Origin of the sequence: Pseudoalteromonas shioyasakiensis (assembly GCF_022398475.1) — a bacterium.
Taxonomy (GTDB): domain Bacteria; phylum Pseudomonadota; class Gammaproteobacteria; order Enterobacterales; family Alteromonadaceae; genus Pseudoalteromonas.
Genome location: NZ_JAKEVM010000009.1, coordinates 13,015 through 34,236 on the forward strand (window position 1 = coordinate 13,015; position 21,222 = coordinate 34,236).

Below are 21,222 nucleotides of genomic sequence, written 5' to 3' on the forward strand. Positions count from 1 at the left end.
TAATCCTGCCACTTTAGCAGTTACCAACGCGATTATAAACGAAAAAACCCGCTATACAGCGGGTTTTAATAGGACTTATTATTTCAGCTTAGAAGAAGCTTACTTTGAACTCAGCACCGATGTAACGCTCTTCGTTCACCATTGCTGTGTTGTTATTAAAGTCGATAGCACCGATTGATTGCTGCTCGTCGAACATGTTACGAACGAATGCTGATACTTCATATTCGTTGTCGCCTTCAGCCCAAGCATAACCTGCACGTAAACCTACTTCAGTTAATGGCTTGCCTTCAAACTCAACTGACTCGTATAAGAAGTAGTTGATTTCGCTGCGGTAAGACACGTCAGCGTAAGTGAAGAATTCACCGTCAGCTACTTCGCGGCTATAACGTAATGTAAGGTTAGAGATCCACTCAGGTGCGTGCGGTAAGCTGTTACCATCAAGGATAGCTTGACCTGAGCTGTTTAGTGAGTTTGTTACAGTACACTGCGCACATACGTCAACGGCTAAGTCTTTATCGTCAAGCTCAGTGTTGTTGTAGCTTAAGTTAAATGTAGCGTTTAGGTTGTCAGTTAATACCCACTCAGTGTCTAACTCAAAACCGTAACCAGTTGTCTTATCAGCATTAACTAAGCGGTTGAAGTTTGCACCACCACCTACAGCAGTTAATTGTTGGTCATCCATTGTGTAGTAGAACACAGTTGCATTTACACGACCTTGGCCGTCAAGAACATCTGACTTGATACCTGTTTCGAAAGACGTCACAGTTTCAGACTCAGCAACAGTTACTTCATCACCGAATAAAATACGACCTTGGATACTTGGTGCACGGAAGCTGTTAGCAACACGCGCGTACCAGTTTACGTCATCGTTGATCTTGTAGTTAGCAGATAAATCCCAGCTAACGTGGTCGTCACTTGGGTTTTCTGTAAGGTATAACGCACTACCACCAATTGGGCTTAAAGTACGGTCTGCTGAGAATTCTTTTTCGTCATCTGAGTAACGAAGGCCCGCAGTGATTTTTAAGTCGTCAGTGATTGTGTAATCTAATGAACCGAATACCGCCCATGCTTTGGTATCTTGTTGCTGGATAACATAGCCGTTTAACTCACCTGGTGTTGAACCATAAGTGTCGTAGCTGAAGTTTTCGATTGTTAGCGCTTCATCAAAGTAGAATAAACCTACTTGGAAGTTAACGTCACCAGCATAGTTGCTAGATAAACGAAGTTCTTGCGTGTATTGGTCTTGATCTGGAATACCGTCAGCGCTTTCAGAATAGAACGGGATAAAACCTGGGCCCATATCTGGTAAGTAGCTTGCACCGTAACCACCGTCGATGTCAGCGCGAGAATAGATTTCAGCGCTTTCCCATGCAGAGATTGACGTAAGAGTTAAATCATTGATATCCCACTCAAGCTTTAAGCTTGCGCCTTGAGACTCAACTTGTTGTGTCGCACGAGAAGCAGCATCGTGGTAAACCACATCATGTTCGTAGTTATCAGCTAAATCGTTTGTGCCTGCTTTAATAGCGTTACCACGGAATGCGATTGGCGTACCGTCCATATCACGAACGTGGTAGTTGAAAAGACCTGTGAAATCGTCACCTTCATATAAGAACTGAACACGTGCCGCTTTTTCAGTGTAACCACCTAAAACGTCATCTTGTTCAAAACCAGGTGCACGGTTATCGATGTAATCGTCTTTTTCTTGCCAAAGTACAGAAACACGCGTTGATAAACGGTCTGTTAGGCCACCGCCAACAGCACCTTCAAAATCAACTGCGCCACGGCTACCGTAAGAAACTGAGCCATAGCCTTCAAATTCTTGTGATGGCTTAACTGTATCAAATTTAACAAGGCCAGCCGGTGTGTTACGACCGAATAAAGTACCTTGTGGGCCACGTAGAACTTCTACACGTGCTACGTCAAATACAGGGAAACCTTTTAAGATTGCGTTCTCTTGAACAACTTCGTCTACAACTAACGAAACTGGTTGAGAAGCATTTAGGTCAAAGTCAGTGTTACCTAGACCACGAACATAAAAGCGTGGGAAAGAACGACCAAACGAAGATTCGATTGATAAGCTTGGGATCTTCGCATTCATAAAACGAATATCCATACCAGCTGAGCTGTAAGCGTCTAAGCTGTCACCTTGTAATGCAGATACAGCTACAGGTACTTCCTGAGCGTTTTCTACACGTTTACGAGCGGTGATTTGAATAACTTCTAGTTGGTTGTTTTTTTCTGCTGTCGCTTCGTCGGCAGCAAGAGTTGAAAATGAAGTACCTGCTACGGCAGAGAACAACGTTGCATTGATAAGTGTTGCTAACGTAGATCTTTTCATTGCTTTCATGTCGGGTTTTAACCTTTTTTATGCACTCTTATTCAACGGTGATGATGTTGCGTCAATTCATTTGACGGGCTCGGCCAATTTTTCGCGCCTTGTAATAAGCTGCGCGGACCTCTAGTTCGAGAGTGCAAAACGAAGTAAAGAGGCTGAACGAACGCTGACGATTATAACACTTTATGACACTTTTACTGCATTAAAAATTAGAAATATACAATTTTTTTACAACAATTAGCGGCAACATCGCCGCATTTAGAAGATTTTATGCAATTATTTTTCAACAAAGCGGACATATGTCCTGTGCATCTAATTACAACAATGTGTAGACATTATGTACAAATGAGAGCCGCTTTCATTTACCCCTTTTTTAGCAACTAATCAGTCACACGTGCGAATTCTGGGTTAGCTAATTCACACTCATGCTCATTTAATAAGCCTAAGATTGCTAAGTTTAACTCTTCGATTACTTCCATATAAAAAGCAAAGTCGACGGTCTCTACGTAGCTTAGTACATCCACTTGTAAAGCCCAAGGCGTGAAGCCTTTAAAGCGAACACGGCAAGGCTCAAAGGCAATGTGCTTATGTTGCTCTAAAAGCTCTCTTAGGGCTTGCATAAACGACATTAGGTTTTGTTGCTTAGTATTGGCACTGAGCATCAATTTAGGTCGATAAGAAATACGCTCCCGTTCCGAGACATTCTCAAGCTGCATATCAACAAACTTTGCATTCGCTACATAGATAACTGAACGATCAAGCGTTCGAATTCGCGTTGCTCTTAGCCCTATCTCTTCTACCGTGCCTAACTGGCTGCCAAACTTACATAAGCTACCTATTTTTACTGGTGCAGAAATATATAAGGTGATTGCTGCAATGATATTCTCAACAGTTTTTTGCGCTGCAAGGGCAATTGCAAGGCCACCAATACCTAAACCTGCTAGTAAGGTAGTGGCATTAAAGCCTAAGTTTTCAAACCACATGAATAGCAACGAAATGACAATCAGGGTTTTAGCTACATTACTTATAGGACGTAATAAGAAAATCGCTTGTGGTTTATCTTGTCTAATAAAGCGCTGGCTTAATCTGTGTTTGGCAAGATCAACTGCCCGTAGGCAAATCCAGCCCCAAGCGATCAATAACACGGTCGCGCCATGGAATAGCGCCATCACAGCAATAGTTACATTAGATTGGTCGTTCAATGAACGCGCCATAAATACTGCAAGTAACAGGCTAACTGGCCCATTAATAAAACCAATAACATCTTTTTCTACAGGGACTTTTAAGTGTGCGAGAACAAACGTAATTAGGCGGGTTATGATAATCGCGACCGCTAAAAACAGAACAAATGTGAAGGCAAAATAAATCCACTGCCAAAGCATCACCCCTAAAAACTCTATGTCTGGCAGGTTATTGTAAAGCCACTCACCGACTCGGTTATAGCCATACTCTTTGGTGAGTAAAGGAATTTGACTTACGGTGGCATTCGATATTTTCCAGATCCGATTACCTGTTTTATCATCCGGTACACTTTGCAATAAAATTTGCACCTTACCTTGTGAAGTGCTGATTTCTCCAACCAAATCACGATAACTAGGCACGCTTTCTTTTTGTTTTCCTTTAGGCTTATTGCTCAAGTTATCAACATCGACCCATAAGGTACGATCAAGTACCACAGATAAACTTTCAGCAAGCTGGATTTTTCCTAATGCCTCAACGTCTTTGGGTAAGTTACGATAATCAAGATAATGGCTTGCACGTTCAAAATCGCGGTCCCGGGCCGCTTTTAAGTACCCCTGCATGGAGCTGCGTGGCGTAATTCTGTCAAAAGCATCATAGGGTAAGTCATCTTCAAGAGGCTCCTGCACTTTTTCCGTTGTAGCAGGTGTATTTGTTTCAGATTCTTGTTTGGCCGGTTTTTGTTCGGCTTGCTCTTCCTTGTTGTCTTTATCAATTAAGGATTTAACGGTCACTTCTGGTGTGGTTGTTGCCCATAATGGCGCATTAAACAACAGTAAAAAACACACTAATAACTTACTAAATTGTAATGAAAACTTGGTATTACAACGGCTCACACTCTATTCCTTGTTCGATAAACATTAAATCGCTGAAATAATCAGCTAATTAAATTAGAGCATGGTTTGTGTAACTGTACAAAAAATAATTAAAAATCTTTGCAAGCAAGCACTGAAATGTTAGTTATATAGAGACTTAAGCAAAGGATACTATTATGCAAATCTCAAGTTCACTTATCCCCCATTGGTCATCATTAATGATCCACGGTGCCATTGCCATCGTTTTTGGCTTATGTGGTTGGTTTGCCCCAGAAGCCTCATTAGCGATTCTGATGTTTATTTTCGCCGCTTACTTTTTTGTCGATGGTGCCATTAGAACTTGGTTAGCTATTGCTTCAAAAAATGAAAACCCACTTTGGTGGATGTTATTAGTGGGTGGTTTAATTTCAATTGCTGCTGCACTTGTAACCCTGTTTGCTCCCAACGTAACAGCTATCTTAATGCTGTACTTTATTGCCGCATGGGCCATTGCTATCGGAGTGATTGAAATATTGATTGCGAGTAAGCTACGCAAAGAGATCAGTAATGAATGGCTGTTAATTGGTAGCGGTATTATTTCGATTATCTTTGGTGGTTATCTGATATTTAACCCTGGCGCGGGCATAATCACCCTACTTTGGCTAGTTGCAACCTATGCCATCGTATTTGGCATAATGATGGTGTTGCTTGCTATGAAGCTAAAAAAACTCAATGAACGAGCATAAAAAAAGCGGCTAAGCCGCTTTTTTTATTTTTGGTTATTACGCCTTGTTAAAGCTATCTCACCATCGATATGAATATCGCGCTGCGGGAATGCGATGGTAATGTTATTTTCAGCAAATACTTTATAAATGCTAAAACGCAGCTCACTGCGCACTTGGCGAAGCGGGGCTTCTGATTCAGCACACACCCAGAAAATAGCGCTAAAAGTTAAAGAGCTATCAGCAAAGTCATCAAATAACACAGATGATGCAGGTGTTTTTAAAATGGCTGGGTGATCATCAAGAATTTGCTTCATCAGCTTCTCTACAAGCACCACGTCTGAACCATAAGCAACGCCAACATTCACAAATGAACGGGCATTACGGTCAATTAAGGTCCAGTTAGTTACTGTGTTTTCTAATAACTGGCTATTTGGTACCAGCATATGCACACCATCGTTACGGCGGATACGGGTTGAGCGAGTATTAATTGTCTCAACGACTCCTTTAGCTGTGCCCACTTCTAAAAAATCACCAATACGAATTGGTCGCTCCCACATTAAAATCCAACCACTAATGAAGTTATTGATAATGTTTTGTGCACCAAAACCAACACCAATCGCAATGGCACCAGAAACAAATGCAAACGCCGTTAGAGGAATATTGAGTACCTCTAGCGAGGTAAACACAAGCACTGCGATGGTCACAACAAGGTAAATACGGGTAAATAAGTGAACCGCGTCAGGGCCTAGGTTTTTTGCCAGTAATGCTTTTTTAATTAATCGACCAATCCAGGTAACCACAAACCACATTAAAAACAGCGCCAAAGGCACTTGAATTACTTTTAGTACAGTAATTTGCACATCATTGTAGGTGAACAATACAAACGATAATGCAGATTGCAGATCAACAAGGGTCATAAATTAACATTCCTAGTAAAAATCAGTTTGGTTCAGTTGTGACTAAGTTTAGCACGGCATAATAGGTGAAAACTTGGTAAATACTAAGTTCTTTATGCGCAATATGCGCTAATTATTAACTATTTTAGACTACAGCTGCTATATACATAGAGAGCTTGAGGTTTCACAGGCTTTGAATAGCACGAGGAGAACACAATGTCACAAATGACACTCACACAAAAACTTGCCACTTTACAACCCTTGGTTGATCTAAACTTATTTGAATCAAGTTTGGAGTACCGTAACCGCATCTTAAACTTACTTGCTGAGCAAGAACACTCACTGAATTTAATTAACAAAGAGTTTGGCAACGCTATGCCAGAAAGCTTTGGCTCAGAGAAAAAGTTTGTGTTGGGTTACAACTAATCTATGGTGACTTATTACCATCAAGATTTAAACTGGCAGCTAGTGCCACTTTTTACTTAAGTGAGCCATTAATAAACAATTGATGGCTTTTTACACACATTTATCCTCTCAATCACATTATTTGCGTTCAAATTCCCCAATCAAACGACAAACTTGATTGTTTCTAGCCAAAAATTTGGTAAGTTAGAAAAGATTTATCCACATTTTTGGAGCTCTCATGCGTAAGACCTTAGTAGCAACTACGATTGCTAGTGTGCTTTTATTATCTGCTTGTAGTTCACAACAAGCCGACACTCAAACTCAAGTTGAAACTACCGCTGAAACACAAACAGCTAATGTTGAAAACGTTCTTTTCAAGCCAAGCCCTTTACAATACATGGCCCCTGAGTTTGATAAAATTTCGACCAATGACTACGAGCCAGCGTTTGAAGCAGGCATCGCACAGCAAAAAGCTGAAATTGCAAAGATTGCAAACAACCCAGAACCAGCAACATTTGAAAATACCCTTGTTGCAATGGAGTTCTCTGGTGAGCTATTAGACCGCACATCTGCGGCATTTTTTAACTTATCAGGTTTAATCTCTGACAGTGAGTACCAACGTATCGCCGCGAAAATGGCGCCGATTATGTCAGCTCACACTGATGACATTTACCTAAACAAAGCTTTATTTGCTCGCGTACAAAGCATTTACGACAACAAAGCATCTTTAAATGCTGAAGATCAACGCCTTGTTGATTACTACTACAAAAAGTTCGTTAACGCGGGTGCAAAACTAACTGAAGCTGAAAAAGCAAAAATGCGTGAAATCAACGCAGAGCTTGCCAAGCTTTCAACTGAGTTTTCACAAAACATCTTAAAATCATTTAAAGAAGATGTGATTTTAGTTAAAGATAAAAGTGAATTAGCGGGTTTATCTGAAGGTGAAATTGCAAGCCTTGCAGCTGCTGCTAAAAAAGCAGGTAAAGAAGGTTACATGATCACATTGGTGAACACGACTCGCCAACCTATCTTACAAAGCCTTGAAAACCGCAAGCTTCGTGAAAAGATTTGGACAACTTCTTCAACGCGTGCACAAGCAACAAACAGCCCTATCATCATCAAAGAAACTAAGCTACGTGCAGAAAAAGCGGCATTACTTGGTTATAAAGATTGGGCTTCGTATGTAATGACTAATCGTATGGCGCAAACAACTGAAAATGTTTACGGCATCCTTGATGACTTAGCACCGAAAGCGGTTGCTAAAGCAGAAGCTGAAGCAGAGCAAATCCAACAAGTAATTAAAAAGTCAGGTGAAACGTTTGCGCTTCAACCTTGGGACTGGGCGTTTTACGCTGAGAAAGTTCGCCAAGAGAAGTACGACTTAGACCCTGCTTTAGTTAAGCCTTACTTTGAAATGCAGTCAGTGATCCACGACGGTTTATTCTTTGCGATGAATAAACTTTACGGCATTACCTTTAAAGAGCGTAAAGACTTACCGGTTTATCACGAAGACGTCATGGTGTTTGAAGTATTTAACGAAGACGGTAGCGCTATCGGTCTATTCTACATGGACCCTTACGCACGTGAAGGTAAACGTGGTGGTGCATGGATGAGTGCTTATGTTAGCCAAAGCGGCCTTAAAGACACTATGCCTGTGATCTACAACGCACAGAACATTCCTAAGCCAGCTGAAGGTCAACCTACACTTATGACTTTCTCTGAAGTAACGACTATGTTCCATGAGTTTGGTCACGCTGCACACGGTTTATTCTCTGATGTTAAATACCCAAGCTTAGCGGGTACAGCAACTGCTCGTGACTTCGTTGAATTCCCTTCACAAGCACATGAAGACTGGAATATTGAACCAACAGTACTTGCAAACTATGCCAAGCACTACAAAACAGGTGAACCAATTCCACAAGCGCTTTTAAATAAAGTACTTGAGTCACAAAAATTCAACCAAGGCTTTGATACAACTGAGTATTTAGCTGCGGCACTGCTTGATATGGAATGGCACTCATTTGGTGTTGATGCTGACATTACAGACGTTCAAAAGTTTGAACATGATGCATTAGACAAGCACGGTATTGCTTACTACCCAGTACCACCACGCTATAAGTCTTGCTACTTCAGCCACACCTTTGCCGGTGGTTACTCAGCGGGTTATTACGCTTACCTTTGGACTGAAGTATTCGCAGCAGATGCGTTTGCACACATGACCGAAGAAGGTGGTTTAACACGTGAAAACGGTGATAATTTCCGTAAAGAGATTTTATCTAAAGGTAATAGCCGCGACTTAATGCAAAGCTACATTGAGTTCCGTGGTCAAAAACCAACAACAGACGCACTATTAAAGCGTCGTGGTTTAGTTGAATAATCTAAAATTATTCGCAAAATGATGAAAGCCCGCAATTAATGCGGGCTTTTTGTTATAGTGCAATTTTTAAAATTACAAATTAATCAAACATGACCTACTTATTTGCTGTAACCCTACTTTGGGCCTTTTCGTTTAGTCTTATTGGTGTTTATTTAGCAGGCCAAGTAGATGCATGGTTTAGTGTCTTAATGCGCATCGGCTTGGCAACTTGCGTGTTTTTGCCCTTTTTGCACTGGCGTAAAACCCCTAAAGCCTTAGCCCTAAAGCTCATGGCAATAGGCGCAGTACAACTTGGTGTGATGTACAGCTTCTATTACCATTCGTTTTTGTACCTCAGTGTGCCCGAGGTACTGCTATTCACGGTAATGACGCCACTTTACATCACTTTGTTAAACGATTTGCTTGAAAAACGTTTTAATGCAAAGTTTTTATTCGCCGCAATGCTAGCTATTTTAGGCGCCGTTGCTATTCGCTATGAAGGCGTCGATGAAAACTATCTTATTGGTATGTTAATGGTTCAGGCTGCCAATATTTGCTTTGCTACCGGTCAAGTAACTTACAAACGTTTAATGCAAGATGAGCAACTCCCTCACTCTCGGGTGTTTGCTTGGTTCTTTATTGGCGCTTTAATTGTCGCACTGGTTTGTTACGGCTTATTTGGTGATACCAGTAAGCTACCCACCACAACGACACAATGGGGCGTGTTAATTTACTTAGGCACGATTGCTTCAGGGCTTGGTTATTTCGCGTGGAATAAGGGCGCGACTATTGTCAATGTAGGTGCCTTGGCCGTAATGAATAACCTACTGATCCCAGCTGGGATCATCGTTAACATTGTGATTTGGAATCGTGATGCCGATATCATCAAGCTTGCTATCGGCGCAGCGATTATCTTATTAGCACTTATTATAAATCAGAAACTTAATAAAACTGCCACGGAGTCATGATAGGCTAAACTCTATTCGATTAGAGGGATGCTGTTATGCGCGCACTGGTTTTATGTTGTTTAGTTTTCGTTATTCAAGGCTGTAAGAATCTGCCTGTGGATCAGGCAGTGCAAGCGGGTGCAAGGCCTTACTATTTAATCGACAAGATGACAGATGGGCCTTTAAAGCAGCAACTTGCTGCCTGCGGTAATGGCCCTTTTTACAAAACTGATTTTGTAATTGGTCATCGCGGTGCCCCCATGCAGTTTCCTGAGCACAGCAAAGAGTCATATTTAGCTGCTGCAAGAATGGGCGCAGGCGTACTTGAATGTGACGTCGCCTTTACTAAAGACAAACAACTCGTGTGTCGTCATTCACAGTGTGATTTACACACTACTACCAACATTTTAGCGATTCCTGATCTCGCTGCAAAATGCAGCCAACCTTTTACCCCGGCCAAAGACGGCCAACCAGCTCATGCTAAATGCTGCACCAGCGATATCACCCAAGCTGAGTTTTTAACCTTAAAAGCTAAAATGGATGGTGCCAATGCAAATGCCAAAACGGTTGCAGAATACATGCAAGGAACACCAAGCTGGCGCACTGACTTATACGCAAACAGTGGCACCGTAATGACCCACCAGCAAAGCATTGAGTTATTCAAATCACTGGGTGTAAAAATGACACCCGAACTAAAAAGCCCAGAAGTTAGCATGCCATTTAACGGTTTTAGCCAGCAAGATTATGCGCAAAAAATGCTTGATGAGTACCGAGCTTTAGGTGTGAATAGCCAAGATGTTTATCCGCAATCATTTAATCTTGAAGATGTGAAGTATTGGCTAAACAATCACCCTGAATTTGCAAACAACAGTATTTATCTTGATGGCCGAGATGAGCAAGCAGACTTTGATGCCATGGATGAAACAACTTGGCAGCCATCAATGCAGGCTCTATATAACGATGGAGTACGCATTATCGCACCGCCAATGTGGATGCTTTTGAGCCTTGATGAGTCAGGTGCAATCGTGCCTTCCCTTTATGCTATTAAAGCTAAACAAGCTGGACTGAACATCATTACTTGGAGTTTAGAGCGCTCTGGTCCATTAAATAATGGCGGTGGTTATTATTACCAGTCGATTGCCCGTGTAATTAAACAAGATGGGCAAATGATGAAAGTGGTAGACGTCCTTGCTAAGCAAGTGGGTGTGATGGCTATTTTCTCTGACTGGCCTGCTACTCTTACCTATTACGCAAGCTGTATGCAGTATCCTGCCTCAGAGAGTTAACTGAGCATCAATAAATTTCAAGGGCTTTTACTCGTCCAAAAGGTGGGGCTGAGGTATTATTAGCTAAACCGTTTTTTACAAGGATAAACATGATTATTCAGCACCATAGCCACGAGATAGCGACCAACACAGGTGTAATGCGCACCAGTATTTATCGTCCTGTAGAAGAAGGTAAATACCCGTGTATTATCTTCTATTCTGAGATTTTCCAAGAAACAGCACCAATTGCACGCTCTGCGGCAATACTTGCTGGTCATGGTTTTGTCGTGTTAGTGCCAGAAGTTTTTCATGAGTTAAATCCTATTGGGACAGTACTTGCCTATGATGATGCTGGTAAAGACAAAGGCAATGCCGACAAATGGGCAAAACCGCTTGAGAGCCATGACTCAGATACTGACGCCTTAATTGCATTTGCACGTCAGCAAGAATACTGCACAGGAAATGTAGGTGCGATGGGCGTATGTATTGGTGGTCACCTTGCATACCGTGCTGCATTAAACCCAAGTATCAAAGCCGCTTTTTGTTTATACGCGACAGATATACACAGCGATACTTTACCAGCACAAGCAGGTAATAACTCATTTGAGCGCATGGCAGATATTAAAGGTGAGATCCACTTTGTTTGGGGTAAACAAGACCCACATGTACCAAAAGAAGGCCGCCTTAAAATTTACCAACAAGCGGTGGCAACAGGCATTAATTACCAGTGGCAAGAAGTGAACGCCCAACATGCGTTTATGCGCGACGAAGGCGACCGATACGACCCAGCTCTTGCCATCAGCATGTATCAACAAGCAGTAGCTTTATTTAATCGCACACTTGTTTAAATCGTCATAGTGGCTACTTGATTAGTAAAATAATCCTTCAAGTAATCAAGTAAAACCCGCAGCTTTTTACTTCCCGCCGCCCCTGGCGGGAAAACGCCATAAAGTTCAATATCAGCAGTTTTGTAATCATCTAAGATTGTGCGTAACAATCCTGCTTTGATCCTTGGCAATGCATCATAAACTGGGATTTTCGCTAAGCCATGCCCAGCTTCTACAAAGGCAGTTCGTGCAGCAGCGTTGTTGGTACTTATGCCACCACTAACTGCCACCTCAAAGCGGCGTTTATCTTTTTCGAGCGTGACAACAGCACTACTTGGTTGATACACCACCCATGTATGCTCCGCTAAATCGGCGATGCTCTTTGGTATAGGGTACTTTGTAAAGTAATCGACTGAACCACATAAGCAAGTAGCCATACTTGCAAGTTTAGTGGCTTGTAAGTTTGAGCTTTCAAGGGCCACACCTCTAATCGCTAAGTCGTAGCCTTCTTTGATGATATCAACCACATCATCACTAAGCTGTAAATCAATATCAATTTTCGGATACAAACGCTTAAACTGAGCCAGTGCCGGTACCACAAGTTGCAAGCCTACATTCACCGGGCAACTCAATTTAATAACCCCAACCGGTTCACTCTTTAAGTTTTCAAGGTGTAAGTTAGCAGCCTCAGCGTGCTCGGTGATAGCCTGACAACGTTCATAATAAGCCATACCTGCTTCGGTGAGGGTCATGGTACGCGTTGAGCGGTTAAGCAAGGTAAGCTTTAGTTGCTGTTCTAGTTTCTTTAAGTGATAACTAACAACAGCCCTTGATAAACCAAGTTGCTGAGCTGCTTTAGTTAAGCTGCCTTGCTGCACAATGTGGGCAAACACCACCATGCTTTTTAATTGCTCAAACGATACTTTCATACAAACTCCTAATCTAACCTGAATAATTGTATCAATTATTAAACCAATGAAGTCAAATTTATCTGCGTTGTTTAACTCTATTTTCACCCCTATAGTGTTATCAACGATGTTTTATACACAAAAAGGGATTCACTATGTCAGCTAAGAAAATTTTAATGGTACTCACTTCACACGATGAGCTTGGCGATACAGGCCATAAAACAGGCTTTTGGGTTGAAGAATTTGCGGCGCCCTACTACGCCTTTATTGATGCTGGTGTAGAGGTAACTTTAGCCTCTGTTAAAGGTGGCCAACCTCCGGTTGATCCAAACAGTGCAGCCCCTGATGCAGCAACCGATGCCACAAAACGTTTTGAGCAAGACAGTGCGGCAAAAACTTTAATGGCTAATACTAAACCTCTGACTGAAGTTAAAGCCGATGATTTTGATGCGGTATTTTACCCTGGCGGCCATGGTCCGTTATGGGACTTAGTTGATAACCAAGATTCAATTAGCTTAATTGAGCAATTTCTTAACTCAGATAAGCCAGTCGGTGCAGTGTGTCACGCCAGTGCAGTATTACTGAATGCGAAAAATGCAGCTGGTAAATCTGTGGTATTTGATAAAAAAGTAACCGGCTTTAGTAATTCAGAAGAAGACGCCGTACAGCTTACCAATGTTGTGCCATTACTTGTTGAAGATGAGTTAATCAAACAAGGTGGTCAGTATCAAAAAACCGATGATTGGGGCGAGCTTGCGATTGAAGATGGCCTACTAATCACAGGGCAAAACCCTGCAAGTTCAGAGCTTGCTGCGAAAAAACTATTAACCAAATTAGGTTAAAATAAGTCAACATGCCCTAGACCTTTAGTAAACACCTTGCATATCAAGGTGTTTACCTTCACTTTTAATAAGTTATACTCATTCGGTCACATTGATTTAAGAGCTTCTCATCATGACTGAAAAAAAAGCTGTCAAAATTCCTCCTATTAGTAGTAAGCGATTCGCAATTTTAGGCATTATGCTGGTGTGCTTGGTACTGCAAATAATTAATACCCTACCCGGCATAAACTTAAACGGCTTAGGTATTTTGCCAAGACAAATGTCTGGTTTATCGGGGGTGTTTTTTGCGCCATTTTTACATGGTGGCTGGGCACACCTTTTTAGTAACCTAGTGCCATTTGCGATTCTCGGCTGGCTAGTTTGCCAATTTAGCGTAAAACGCTTTTGGCTGGTGTTTGCAGGCACAGCGCTCATTGGTGGGTTATTAGTATGGCTATTTGGCCGCAGCAATATTCATGTAGGACTAAGTGGTGTTATCTACGGTTTATGGGGCTACTTAATTAGCTACGGCATTATGCACCGCTCATTCAAAGCCATTTTAATCAGTATTGCGGTTGTTGTGTTATACAGCGGCCTGATTTGGGGTGTCTTCCCGCAGCGCATTCATATTTCATTCGAAAGCCATTTATTCGGCGCAATTAGCGGCGCATTCATCGGCTATATTATGGCAAAGCGTGATAAGCAAAAGAGACCTAAGCTTTAAACTGAAAGCTGAAAGCTGAAAGCTATTAGCTTCTAGTCTCTTAACTTCATTGTCACCAACACAACGCCATGGTCGGTACTTTGATCATCATAGGCAAACTGGGGGTTGATCAAGTGCTGATCATAGGTGTGATAATCAACCACCTCAAAAAAGCTACCCTGAAACCCGGCATCAAACTCACGGGATAACAAAATATAATCAAATACTGAGCTGCTACTGCCAAAATAGTGGGTGGCTTCTCTGTCGTTCTCGGTGACAACATGGCGCTGATAGAGTTGCCAACTATCTTGTAGTTTAAACTCTGAACGAGATGGGCTATTTTGCCTATGACCGCTAAAACGAAGGTGGTCAGCGATTAAATGGTTAAGCACGCCATCGTGTAACTCATTATTAAAGTCCCCCATCACAATCACAGGGTTATTGGTGTGCGCTCTGCGCTTAATGATTTCTACGAGTAACAGCGCTGCTTCACTGCCACGCTGCATGCTTGATGCCCAGCGTCCAAGAACTTGCGATTTTAACTGCATAACTAAGTTTTGCTGTTCGCTTTGGCTTTCATCCTCTTGGTGATGGAGCATGCTGCGCTTAGATTTAAAGTGCACTACATAGCAATCGACGTGTCCTAAGTGAGGTACTTCAAGTGTCGCGCGAATAATACTGCGGCTAAAGTTAAAATTATCGCTCAAGCCCATCGCTAAAATATCATCTTGCTCTGCCTCAACCTGACTGACAGCAACAATTTTATAGCGTGAGGCAATAGCCACAACCGGATCGCGATAAATAAAGTCATCAATCACCGTTGGCTCATCAACGACTGCAAAATAGGGGTAACCCTCTGCGTTAACTTGTTGTTTTAGCTCATTGATACTGAACACTTCTTGAAAGCCAATGATATCTGGCTGCTGATTTTTAAGGTAATCGGCCAACCAGCGCTGCTTTTTGGCCCACTGCTCAGCGCTATAAATGCGCTGAAAATCATAAAATGCGTCAGGTGGCGCTAAATAATTATATAAATTAAACGTCGCCACCTTTAATTGACTGTTTTCTATCACTTAACTCCTTATTCGTGTAACCACTCAGTGGCAATAATCGGGTCTTCAAAGTATTTCACTTCGCCACTGATAAACCAGTTACCCACTTTGCTTGCCACTTGTTGCCAGTTTTTGTTACCAAGCACAGCTATACGGCAAAACTCTTTGTTATGTTTAAGGCCTAACTTAAAATCATCCCACGCCGCTTGTAACTCCCAGCCTTCTAACTCAGTAATATCAACATAGGCTCTTATTTTTGCACTCGGAACTGCCGCTACAGCATTATCTACAAGAGGAGTGAGAGTTTTATAATCCTCGTGGGTAAGCTTTCCGACTACTTTAATTGTGAGATAAAAAGTCGTGCCAGTTCGCTCAAGGCCAATGGCTAAACCATGCTTTTTCATGTCATCCTCCTTGTTATTCATAATTAATAACTGTACTTCCCTTGCTCTATCTGATCAACTAGGATGGTAGTCTCGTAATGACATTCATTAAAGCACAATTTAGGAGTTTCAATGAGTAATACCGAAAGTTATACGCCACCTAAAGTGTGGCAATGGGATGCAGAAAACGGTGGTGAATGGGCGAAGACTAATCGTCCGGTCTCAGGTGCAACCCACGAGCAAGACTTGCCCGTTGGTAAACACGATCTTCAACTCTACTCACTTGCGACACCAAACGGCCAAAAAGTGACTATCATGCTCGAAGAACTATTAGAGCTTGGTATTGATGAAGCTGACTACGATGCATTTTTAATTAAAATTGGCGATGGTGATCAATTCTCTTCAGGGTTTGTCAGTGTTAACCCTAATTCAAAAATCCCAGCCTTAATGGATCACAGTACAACGCCCCTTACTCGCGTGTTTGAGTCAGGTGCAATTTTACAATACCTGGCAGAAAAGTTTGATGCGCTGATCCCAAGCGATCACGCTAGTAAAACAGAATGTCGAAATTGGCTATTTTGGCAAATGGGCTCTGCCCCATACTTAGGTGGAGGCTTCGGTCATTTTTATAGTTATGCCCCTTTCAAGATGCAGTACCCAATTGATCGCTTCACCATGGAAGTAAAACGCCAGTTAGACGTATTAAACCGCCATTTAAGCGACCATGACTACATGGCTGGTAGCGAATATTCAATTGCCGATATCGCTATTTGGCCTTGGTATGGCAGCTTGGTACTTGGCAATTTATATGATGCAGCTGAGTTTTTAGATGTTGAGTCATATAGCCATGTGATGCGCTGGGCAAAACAAATTGAGCGCCGCCCTGCAGTACAACGAGGTCGCAGAGTAAACAAAACATGGGGTGATGAAGCTGAGCAGTTAGCAGAGCGCCACTCTAAGGAAGATTTTTAAGGGCTTAAATGCCCTTTTTCATAAAAATAAAAAGTATGCAAAAGCTCAGTAAAGAAGATATCTACCAACGCCTCAGTAACACCGAGGATGCCCGTGCCTGCAAAGCAATTGATGAAGCTGCTTGTAAAGTAGTGCCCGGCAATTTTCTTACCTTATTAGTAAGCCAACTATTTAGTAAGTTTGCAGATGCCCTGTTAAACCCTAAAGTGACCCTGCCTTGGCTTTTACAGAGCATTAATGTACCAAGTAGTTTTATTGCTTGGCTTGTGCCTATTCGTGAGTCAGGCTCAATGTTGCCACAACTGGCCATCGCAAGTGCTATTCGTAGGCTGCCTGTCAGAAAGTGGGTTTGGGTGATTGGCGCCATAGTGCAAGCCTTGTGTATTGTAGGCATGCTTATTTGTGCTTTAACACTTCAAGGTGCAACGGCAGGTTTTGCTATCATCGCTATTTTGATTATCTTTAGCCTTGCTCGTGGCTTTAATTCCATTGCTGCAAAAGATGTATTAGGCAAGGTCATACCTAAACAACAACGAGGCAGCATTAGCGGTCTTGCTGCGAGTTTTGCAGGATTTGCAACGCTCACATTTGGTCTTGGTTTATGGTATCTACAAAGCCTTGGCTATGAAAATGGGGTGTATGTTGCTTTAATGCTGGCCGCTTTAATGTGGCTGTTTGCAGCGCTCAGTTATAGCCGCATTCAAGAATACAAGGGCGCAACCGAGGGCGCTGAAAACGGCTTTCTGCATGCTTTATCAAAATTAAAACTGCTTTACCAAGATAAACAATTTGCTCACTTTATTATCACTCGTGCGTTGTTGCTATGTTCTGCTTTGAGCGCCCCGTTTTATATCGTTCTTGCTAGTGAACAGGCTTTCGACTTTTCACTACTTGCTACATTTATGGCCCTTTCGGGGCTTGCCAGTTTAGTCTCTGCGCCAATTTGGGGGCGATTAAGTGATTTATCGAGCCGCAAGGTATTAGTGTTTGCTGCAATGCTCGTCACCCTCAACGGTTTCGCCGTTTATTTAGTTGCTTATCTGAGCCCACAAACGCTCAATGAATTTTGGCTATTACCGCTCTGTTATTTTTTACTCACCGTAGCTCATCAAGGGGTTCGCCTTGGTCGTAAAACCTACCTTGTTGATATGGCTGAAGGAAACAAGCGCACTGACTATGTCTCTGTTAGTAATACGGTGATCGGAGTTATATTATTACTGCTAGGTAGCGTCGGCTTACTAAATACCTACTTAACGACTGCTGAGTTAATTTTTTTCTACAGTATCTTAGGCTTACTTGGTGCAATTAGTGCGTGGTTTTTACCCGATGCCTAGACCCTGCAGTAAAAAAAGCGCATAATCGCGCTGATTTTATTTCCAAAAAGGACTTACTATGAAAAAGGCAGCTCTTGCACTTCTTACGCTACTTACACTTTCTGCTTGTAGCACCAGTGTGCCTATTCGTAACTTTGACGCAAACCCTGTACCGCAAATGGCGTCTGGCCAACATGACCTTGAAAGTATCAAAACCAATATTTTAAAAGCATGTATGAAACTAGGCTGGACGTGTCGTTCAAATGCCGAAGGTCAAATCTTAGGTAAACTTGATATTCGTAAACACCAATTACGCGTTGATATTACGTTTAACGAGCAAGAATATTCTATTGATTACAAAGATTCGATAAACCTTGATTACAATGGCAAAAAAATCCACCGCCAATATATCAATTGGGTTACCAACTTAATGCGCAATATTGATGCTGAATTAGCTTATAAATAAAATTGACGCAGAATCAGGTATTAAAAAAGGCGACCTAGGTCGCCTTTTTCTTTGCTAATTTTTCAAGTTCTTATCGAAGAACTCTAAAAACGCTTTCAACGTTTTAATTCTATACGGCTGGTGCGATAAGTAATGATCGCCATCTTCGAGCTCAATGTAAGTAACATCTTTGCCTTCGTCTTTAAGTTCATCATCCATTTCACGACTATGATAAACAGGCACTACATTATCATCAGAGCCATGAACCAATAGCACCGGACGATTAATTTGCTTTGCAAAATTAACAGGCGACACTTTTTCTAGTTTATCGCCATCAGTTCCAAATTGCTTACGCACAATTTCTTTATTAGTGAAATAACGCGCTTTACTAACAATACGCTCAAGATCAGTAACGCCAGCAAAGCTTGCTGCACATTTGAATGTTTCAGGGTGTTTAACTACTGCCATTAATGCAGCATAGCCACCATAACTTGCCCCGCCAATACAAATTTTATCTTTATTAGCGATACCTTCTTCAACAAGCCAATTCGCCGCATCTTGCAAATCATCTTGCATTTCTTTACCAAAACCTTGAACTGCAGCCATCTCAAATTCATGCCCATAGCCACTTGAACCACGGAAGTTTGGTTGCAGTACTGCATAACCATTATAAGCAAGTAACGCAGTCCAATAGTCAAAACCAGCGTAATCACGAGCCATTGGCCCACCATGCGGGAACACAATTGTTGGTAACTTATCACCTTCTTTGTAACCCACAGGTAGAGTTAAATACCCTTCAATAGTTAAGCCATCACGAGCTTTATAACTAATTTTCTTTTTACCGCTGTAAACAGTTTCATCAACATCTGGAAATGCCGAGGCAAATGCAGTTAATTCGTTAGAATCCCGGTCACCCAACATATAGGTACCAGGGATTTGCTCACCTGAAACGTAAACCACATATTGACGCTGTTCTTTACTAGTATCAATAATATCAATATCAAACTTATCTGCCGGCAATACAGCGCGTAAGCCATTATAAAGGTTGTTTAAATCTTCATCCCAGTAACGGATCCCCTCATCTAATTGAGAGTGCGTAAACCCTGCTACTTCACCTGTAAGAGATGAATAGAATATATGACCGTCGAAGTCATAGTTATCATCGCTGAACACTAACTCTTTTTTCATGGTCGTTAGGTCCATTTTATAAAGCGCATCATAGCCATCTTTAAGAGCTTTGAAGTAAAGAATATTAGGGTCTTTATCGAAGCCCAAAACAGTCACTACATCAGGGCTAAATGCTTTATATTTGAATAACGTTTTACGGTTATCTCGATCTTCGTCATAAAGAATATATTCAAATTCGTCTTCATCCATTTTTAGGGCAATACGCACATTACCTTGGCGGTCTGCTGTCCAATCAATCACTTTACTACGTGAGCGCTGAATTTTTTTCTTACGAAGTGTACTTAAATCAAGTTCATACACGCCAGGGGCATTGGCAACATCAAAATCACCTTGAACTAAAATTTTATCTTTTTTATCGGGTAAAAAGCTGATTACCTGATCACCAAATTGCGGTTGGCGTTCATCACGATTAAAGTTAGGCTTTATAGCCAGTTTCGCCTTGCCATCACCACCAATTTTATATGCATATAAACGTGTAGAGGTATATTTAGGGCCGCCAAATTGGCGTTGAATATAGCGGGCACCTAAAAGAAGTACCTCATCATTTGCCCATTCATACCAATCGAAGAAAATAGTATGATTATCTGAACGAATAATAGAATCAGCTTCTTTAGTTTTACGGTTATAAACCATTAAAACCAGCTCACCATTTACATTTCGAATAAACGATAAATTTTTACCATTTGGCGAAAATTTTACTTGGCTAAAAGCGCGTAAAGAGGCGAATGATTCTACAGGGAGTTGTGTGTTTTCAGCAGCACGAGGCATTAAGCTCAGCACTGCAAAAAGAGTAAGCAGTAAGTACTTCATAATAAAGTCCATTTCTTTTTTATTGTCGCGGCAATAGTAACATTAAATTACAAAAAAAGACTAATTCAAAAAAATTAGACACCTCTTCCATTCGTTTAAAACGAACGTAACACTCGATTAATAGCATTATTAATTTATTTTTTGCTAATTATAATAGCTGCACAACTTCAGTTTTCTTAGGTGACATGATGAAAAAAGTACTTGTGTTAAATTCATCTTTAAATGGTGAACAAGGTAATTCAACCAAGCTTAGCCAACTATTTGTTGAGCAGCTTGCTAACAACCAACAAATTTCAGTAACAACTCGCGATTTAAGCGACAATGCGATTGCTCACTTAACGCAGACAGAAATGGCTGCTTGGATGACTGATGCAAACGAACGTAGCGATGAGCAAAAGCTACTTGCTGCAATTTCTGACGATTTAATTGCTGAACTTAACGATAACGAACTGATTGTCATTGGTATGCCAATGTATAACTTTGGTATTCCATCAACATTCAAAACTTGGATTGATCGTATTGCTCGTGCTGGTATTACATTTAAATATACAGAGCAAGGCGCTGTAGGTTTAATTAAAGACAAAAAAGTAGTGGTACTTGCTGCCCGTGGTGGTGTATATCAAGGCACCGACATGGATACACAAACTAAATACTTAAAAGATGTACTTGGTTTTGTGGGTATGACTGATGTTAACTTTATTTACGCTGAAGGCCTTGCAATGCCAGGTGCAGATCAAAGCTTAGAAGCTGCACAAAACGAAATAAAGGCTTTCACCGCGTCACTTTAATATGTGATTAATAAAGCTAGATATAAAAAAGCGGTCATCATGACCGC

General features: G+C 41.5%; 19 protein-coding genes. 12 read left to right on the forward strand and 7 right to left on the reverse strand.

Going from position 1 to position 21,222, the window contains the following annotated elements; all coding sequences use genetic code 11:
* Positions 1–88: 88 nt before the first annotated feature.
* Positions 89–2,350 carry a TonB-dependent receptor gene (locus L1D51_RS03390; protein WP_239962640.1) on the reverse strand — a complete coding sequence of 754 codons (2,262 nt, stop codon included), beginning with the start codon at positions 2,348–2,350 and terminating at the stop codon, positions 89–91.
* Between the two features lie 368 nt (positions 2,351–2,718).
* Positions 2,719–4,413 carry a mechanosensitive ion channel family protein gene (locus L1D51_RS03395; protein ID WP_054561954.1) on the reverse strand — a complete coding sequence of 565 codons (1,695 nt, stop codon included), beginning with the start codon at positions 4,411–4,413 and terminating at the stop codon, positions 2,719–2,721.
* A gap of 155 nt (positions 4,414–4,568) precedes the next feature.
* Between L1D51_RS03395 and L1D51_RS03400 the strand changes: the two genes are divergently transcribed.
* Positions 4,569–5,117, forward strand: coding sequence for an HdeD family acid-resistance protein (locus L1D51_RS03400; protein WP_054561955.1), 549 nt, complete (start codon positions 4,569–4,571; stop codon positions 5,115–5,117).
* 23 nt (positions 5,118–5,140) lie between these two features.
* Here L1D51_RS03400 and L1D51_RS03405 read toward each other — a convergent pair whose 3' ends face one another.
* A complete protein-coding gene (locus L1D51_RS03405) occupies positions 5,141–6,013 on the reverse strand; it encodes a mechanosensitive ion channel family protein (protein WP_054561956.1) in 873 nt (290 codons plus the stop codon).
* A gap of 195 nt (positions 6,014–6,208) precedes the next feature.
* Between L1D51_RS03405 and L1D51_RS03410 the strand changes: the two genes are divergently transcribed.
* The 5 genes from L1D51_RS03410 (at position 6,209) to L1D51_RS03430 (ending at position 11,813) form a co-directional block, all read left to right on the forward strand.
* Positions 6,209–6,418, forward strand: coding sequence for a hypothetical protein (locus tag L1D51_RS03410; protein WP_054561957.1), 210 nt, complete (start codon positions 6,209–6,211; stop codon positions 6,416–6,418).
* Positions 6,419–6,635: 217 nt separating this feature from the next.
* Complete coding sequence (locus tag L1D51_RS03415) at positions 6,636–8,774, forward strand: M3 family metallopeptidase (RefSeq protein ID WP_239962642.1); 2,139 nt, start codon at positions 6,636–6,638, stop codon at positions 8,772–8,774.
* A gap of 89 nt (positions 8,775–8,863) precedes the next feature.
* Entirely contained in the window at positions 8,864–9,721 is an 858-nt protein-coding gene (locus L1D51_RS03420) for a carboxylate/amino acid/amine transporter (protein WP_239962644.1), read from the forward strand.
* 35 nt (positions 9,722–9,756) lie between these two features.
* A complete protein-coding gene (locus L1D51_RS03425) occupies positions 9,757–10,986 on the forward strand; it encodes a glycerophosphodiester phosphodiesterase family protein (protein ID WP_239962646.1) in 1,230 nt (409 codons plus the stop codon).
* 89 nt (positions 10,987–11,075) lie between these two features.
* A complete protein-coding gene (locus L1D51_RS03430; RefSeq protein ID WP_239962648.1) occupies positions 11,076–11,813 on the forward strand; it encodes a dienelactone hydrolase family protein in 738 nt (245 codons plus the stop codon).
* On the opposite strand, the gene L1D51_RS03435 is transcribed toward L1D51_RS03430, so the two are convergent.
* The gene (locus L1D51_RS03435) at positions 11,810–12,721 is read right to left on the reverse strand and encodes a LysR family transcriptional regulator (RefSeq protein WP_058585515.1); all 912 of its coding nucleotides are present in this window, start codon (positions 12,719–12,721) and stop codon (positions 11,810–11,812) included. The genes L1D51_RS03430 and L1D51_RS03435 overlap by 4 nt on opposite strands.
* 134 nt (positions 12,722–12,855) lie before the next feature.
* On the opposite strand from L1D51_RS03435, the gene L1D51_RS03440 reads away from it, so the two are divergent.
* Positions 12,856–13,542, forward strand: a complete 687-nt coding sequence (locus tag L1D51_RS03440; RefSeq protein ID WP_239962651.1) for a type 1 glutamine amidotransferase domain-containing protein — start codon at positions 12,856–12,858, stop codon at positions 13,540–13,542.
* Between the two features lie 112 nt (positions 13,543–13,654).
* Positions 13,655–14,245: a rhomboid family intramembrane serine protease gene (locus L1D51_RS03445; protein ID WP_054561964.1), complete on the forward strand. Its 591-nt coding sequence runs from the start codon at positions 13,655–13,657 to the stop codon at positions 14,243–14,245.
* Between the two features lie 32 nt (positions 14,246–14,277).
* Here L1D51_RS03445 and L1D51_RS03450 read toward each other — a convergent pair whose 3' ends face one another.
* Positions 14,278–15,297 (reverse strand): endonuclease/exonuclease/phosphatase family protein, encoded by a 1,020-nt coding sequence (locus L1D51_RS03450; protein WP_239962664.1) that lies wholly within the window; start codon positions 15,295–15,297, stop codon positions 14,278–14,280.
* Between the two features lie 8 nt (positions 15,298–15,305).
* Positions 15,306–15,680 carry a SpoIIAA family protein gene (locus L1D51_RS03455; RefSeq protein ID WP_239962667.1) on the reverse strand — a complete coding sequence of 125 codons (375 nt, stop codon included), beginning with the start codon at positions 15,678–15,680 and terminating at the stop codon, positions 15,306–15,308.
* Between the two features lie 111 nt (positions 15,681–15,791).
* Between L1D51_RS03455 and yghU the strand changes: the two genes are divergently transcribed.
* The 3 genes from yghU to L1D51_RS03470 are packed head-to-tail and all read left to right on the forward strand — an operon-like array spanning position 15,792 to position 18,410.
* Entirely contained in the window at positions 15,792–16,631 is an 840-nt protein-coding gene (yghU, locus tag L1D51_RS03460; RefSeq protein ID WP_239962670.1) for a glutathione-dependent disulfide-bond oxidoreductase, read from the forward strand.
* 8 nt (positions 16,632–16,639) lie between these two features.
* Positions 16,640–17,965, forward strand: coding sequence for an MFS transporter (locus L1D51_RS03465; protein WP_235576258.1), 1,326 nt, complete (start codon positions 16,640–16,642; stop codon positions 17,963–17,965).
* 58 nt (positions 17,966–18,023) lie between these two features.
* On the forward strand, positions 18,024–18,410 hold the full coding sequence (locus L1D51_RS03470) for a hypothetical protein (protein WP_054561969.1): 387 nt from the start codon (positions 18,024–18,026) through the stop codon (positions 18,408–18,410).
* Positions 18,411–18,464: 54 nt separating this feature from the next.
* Here L1D51_RS03470 and L1D51_RS03475 read toward each other — a convergent pair whose 3' ends face one another.
* Positions 18,465–20,387 carry a S9 family peptidase gene (locus L1D51_RS03475; protein ID WP_054561970.1) on the reverse strand — a complete coding sequence of 641 codons (1,923 nt, stop codon included), beginning with the start codon at positions 20,385–20,387 and terminating at the stop codon, positions 18,465–18,467.
* Between the two features lie 188 nt (positions 20,388–20,575).
* Here L1D51_RS03475 and L1D51_RS03480 point away from each other — a divergent pair, with 188 nt between their 5' ends.
* Positions 20,576–21,175: an FMN-dependent NADH-azoreductase gene (locus L1D51_RS03480; RefSeq protein ID WP_055021452.1), complete on the forward strand. Its 600-nt coding sequence runs from the start codon at positions 20,576–20,578 to the stop codon at positions 21,173–21,175.
* The last annotated feature ends 47 nt before the right edge of the window (positions 21,176–21,222 follow it).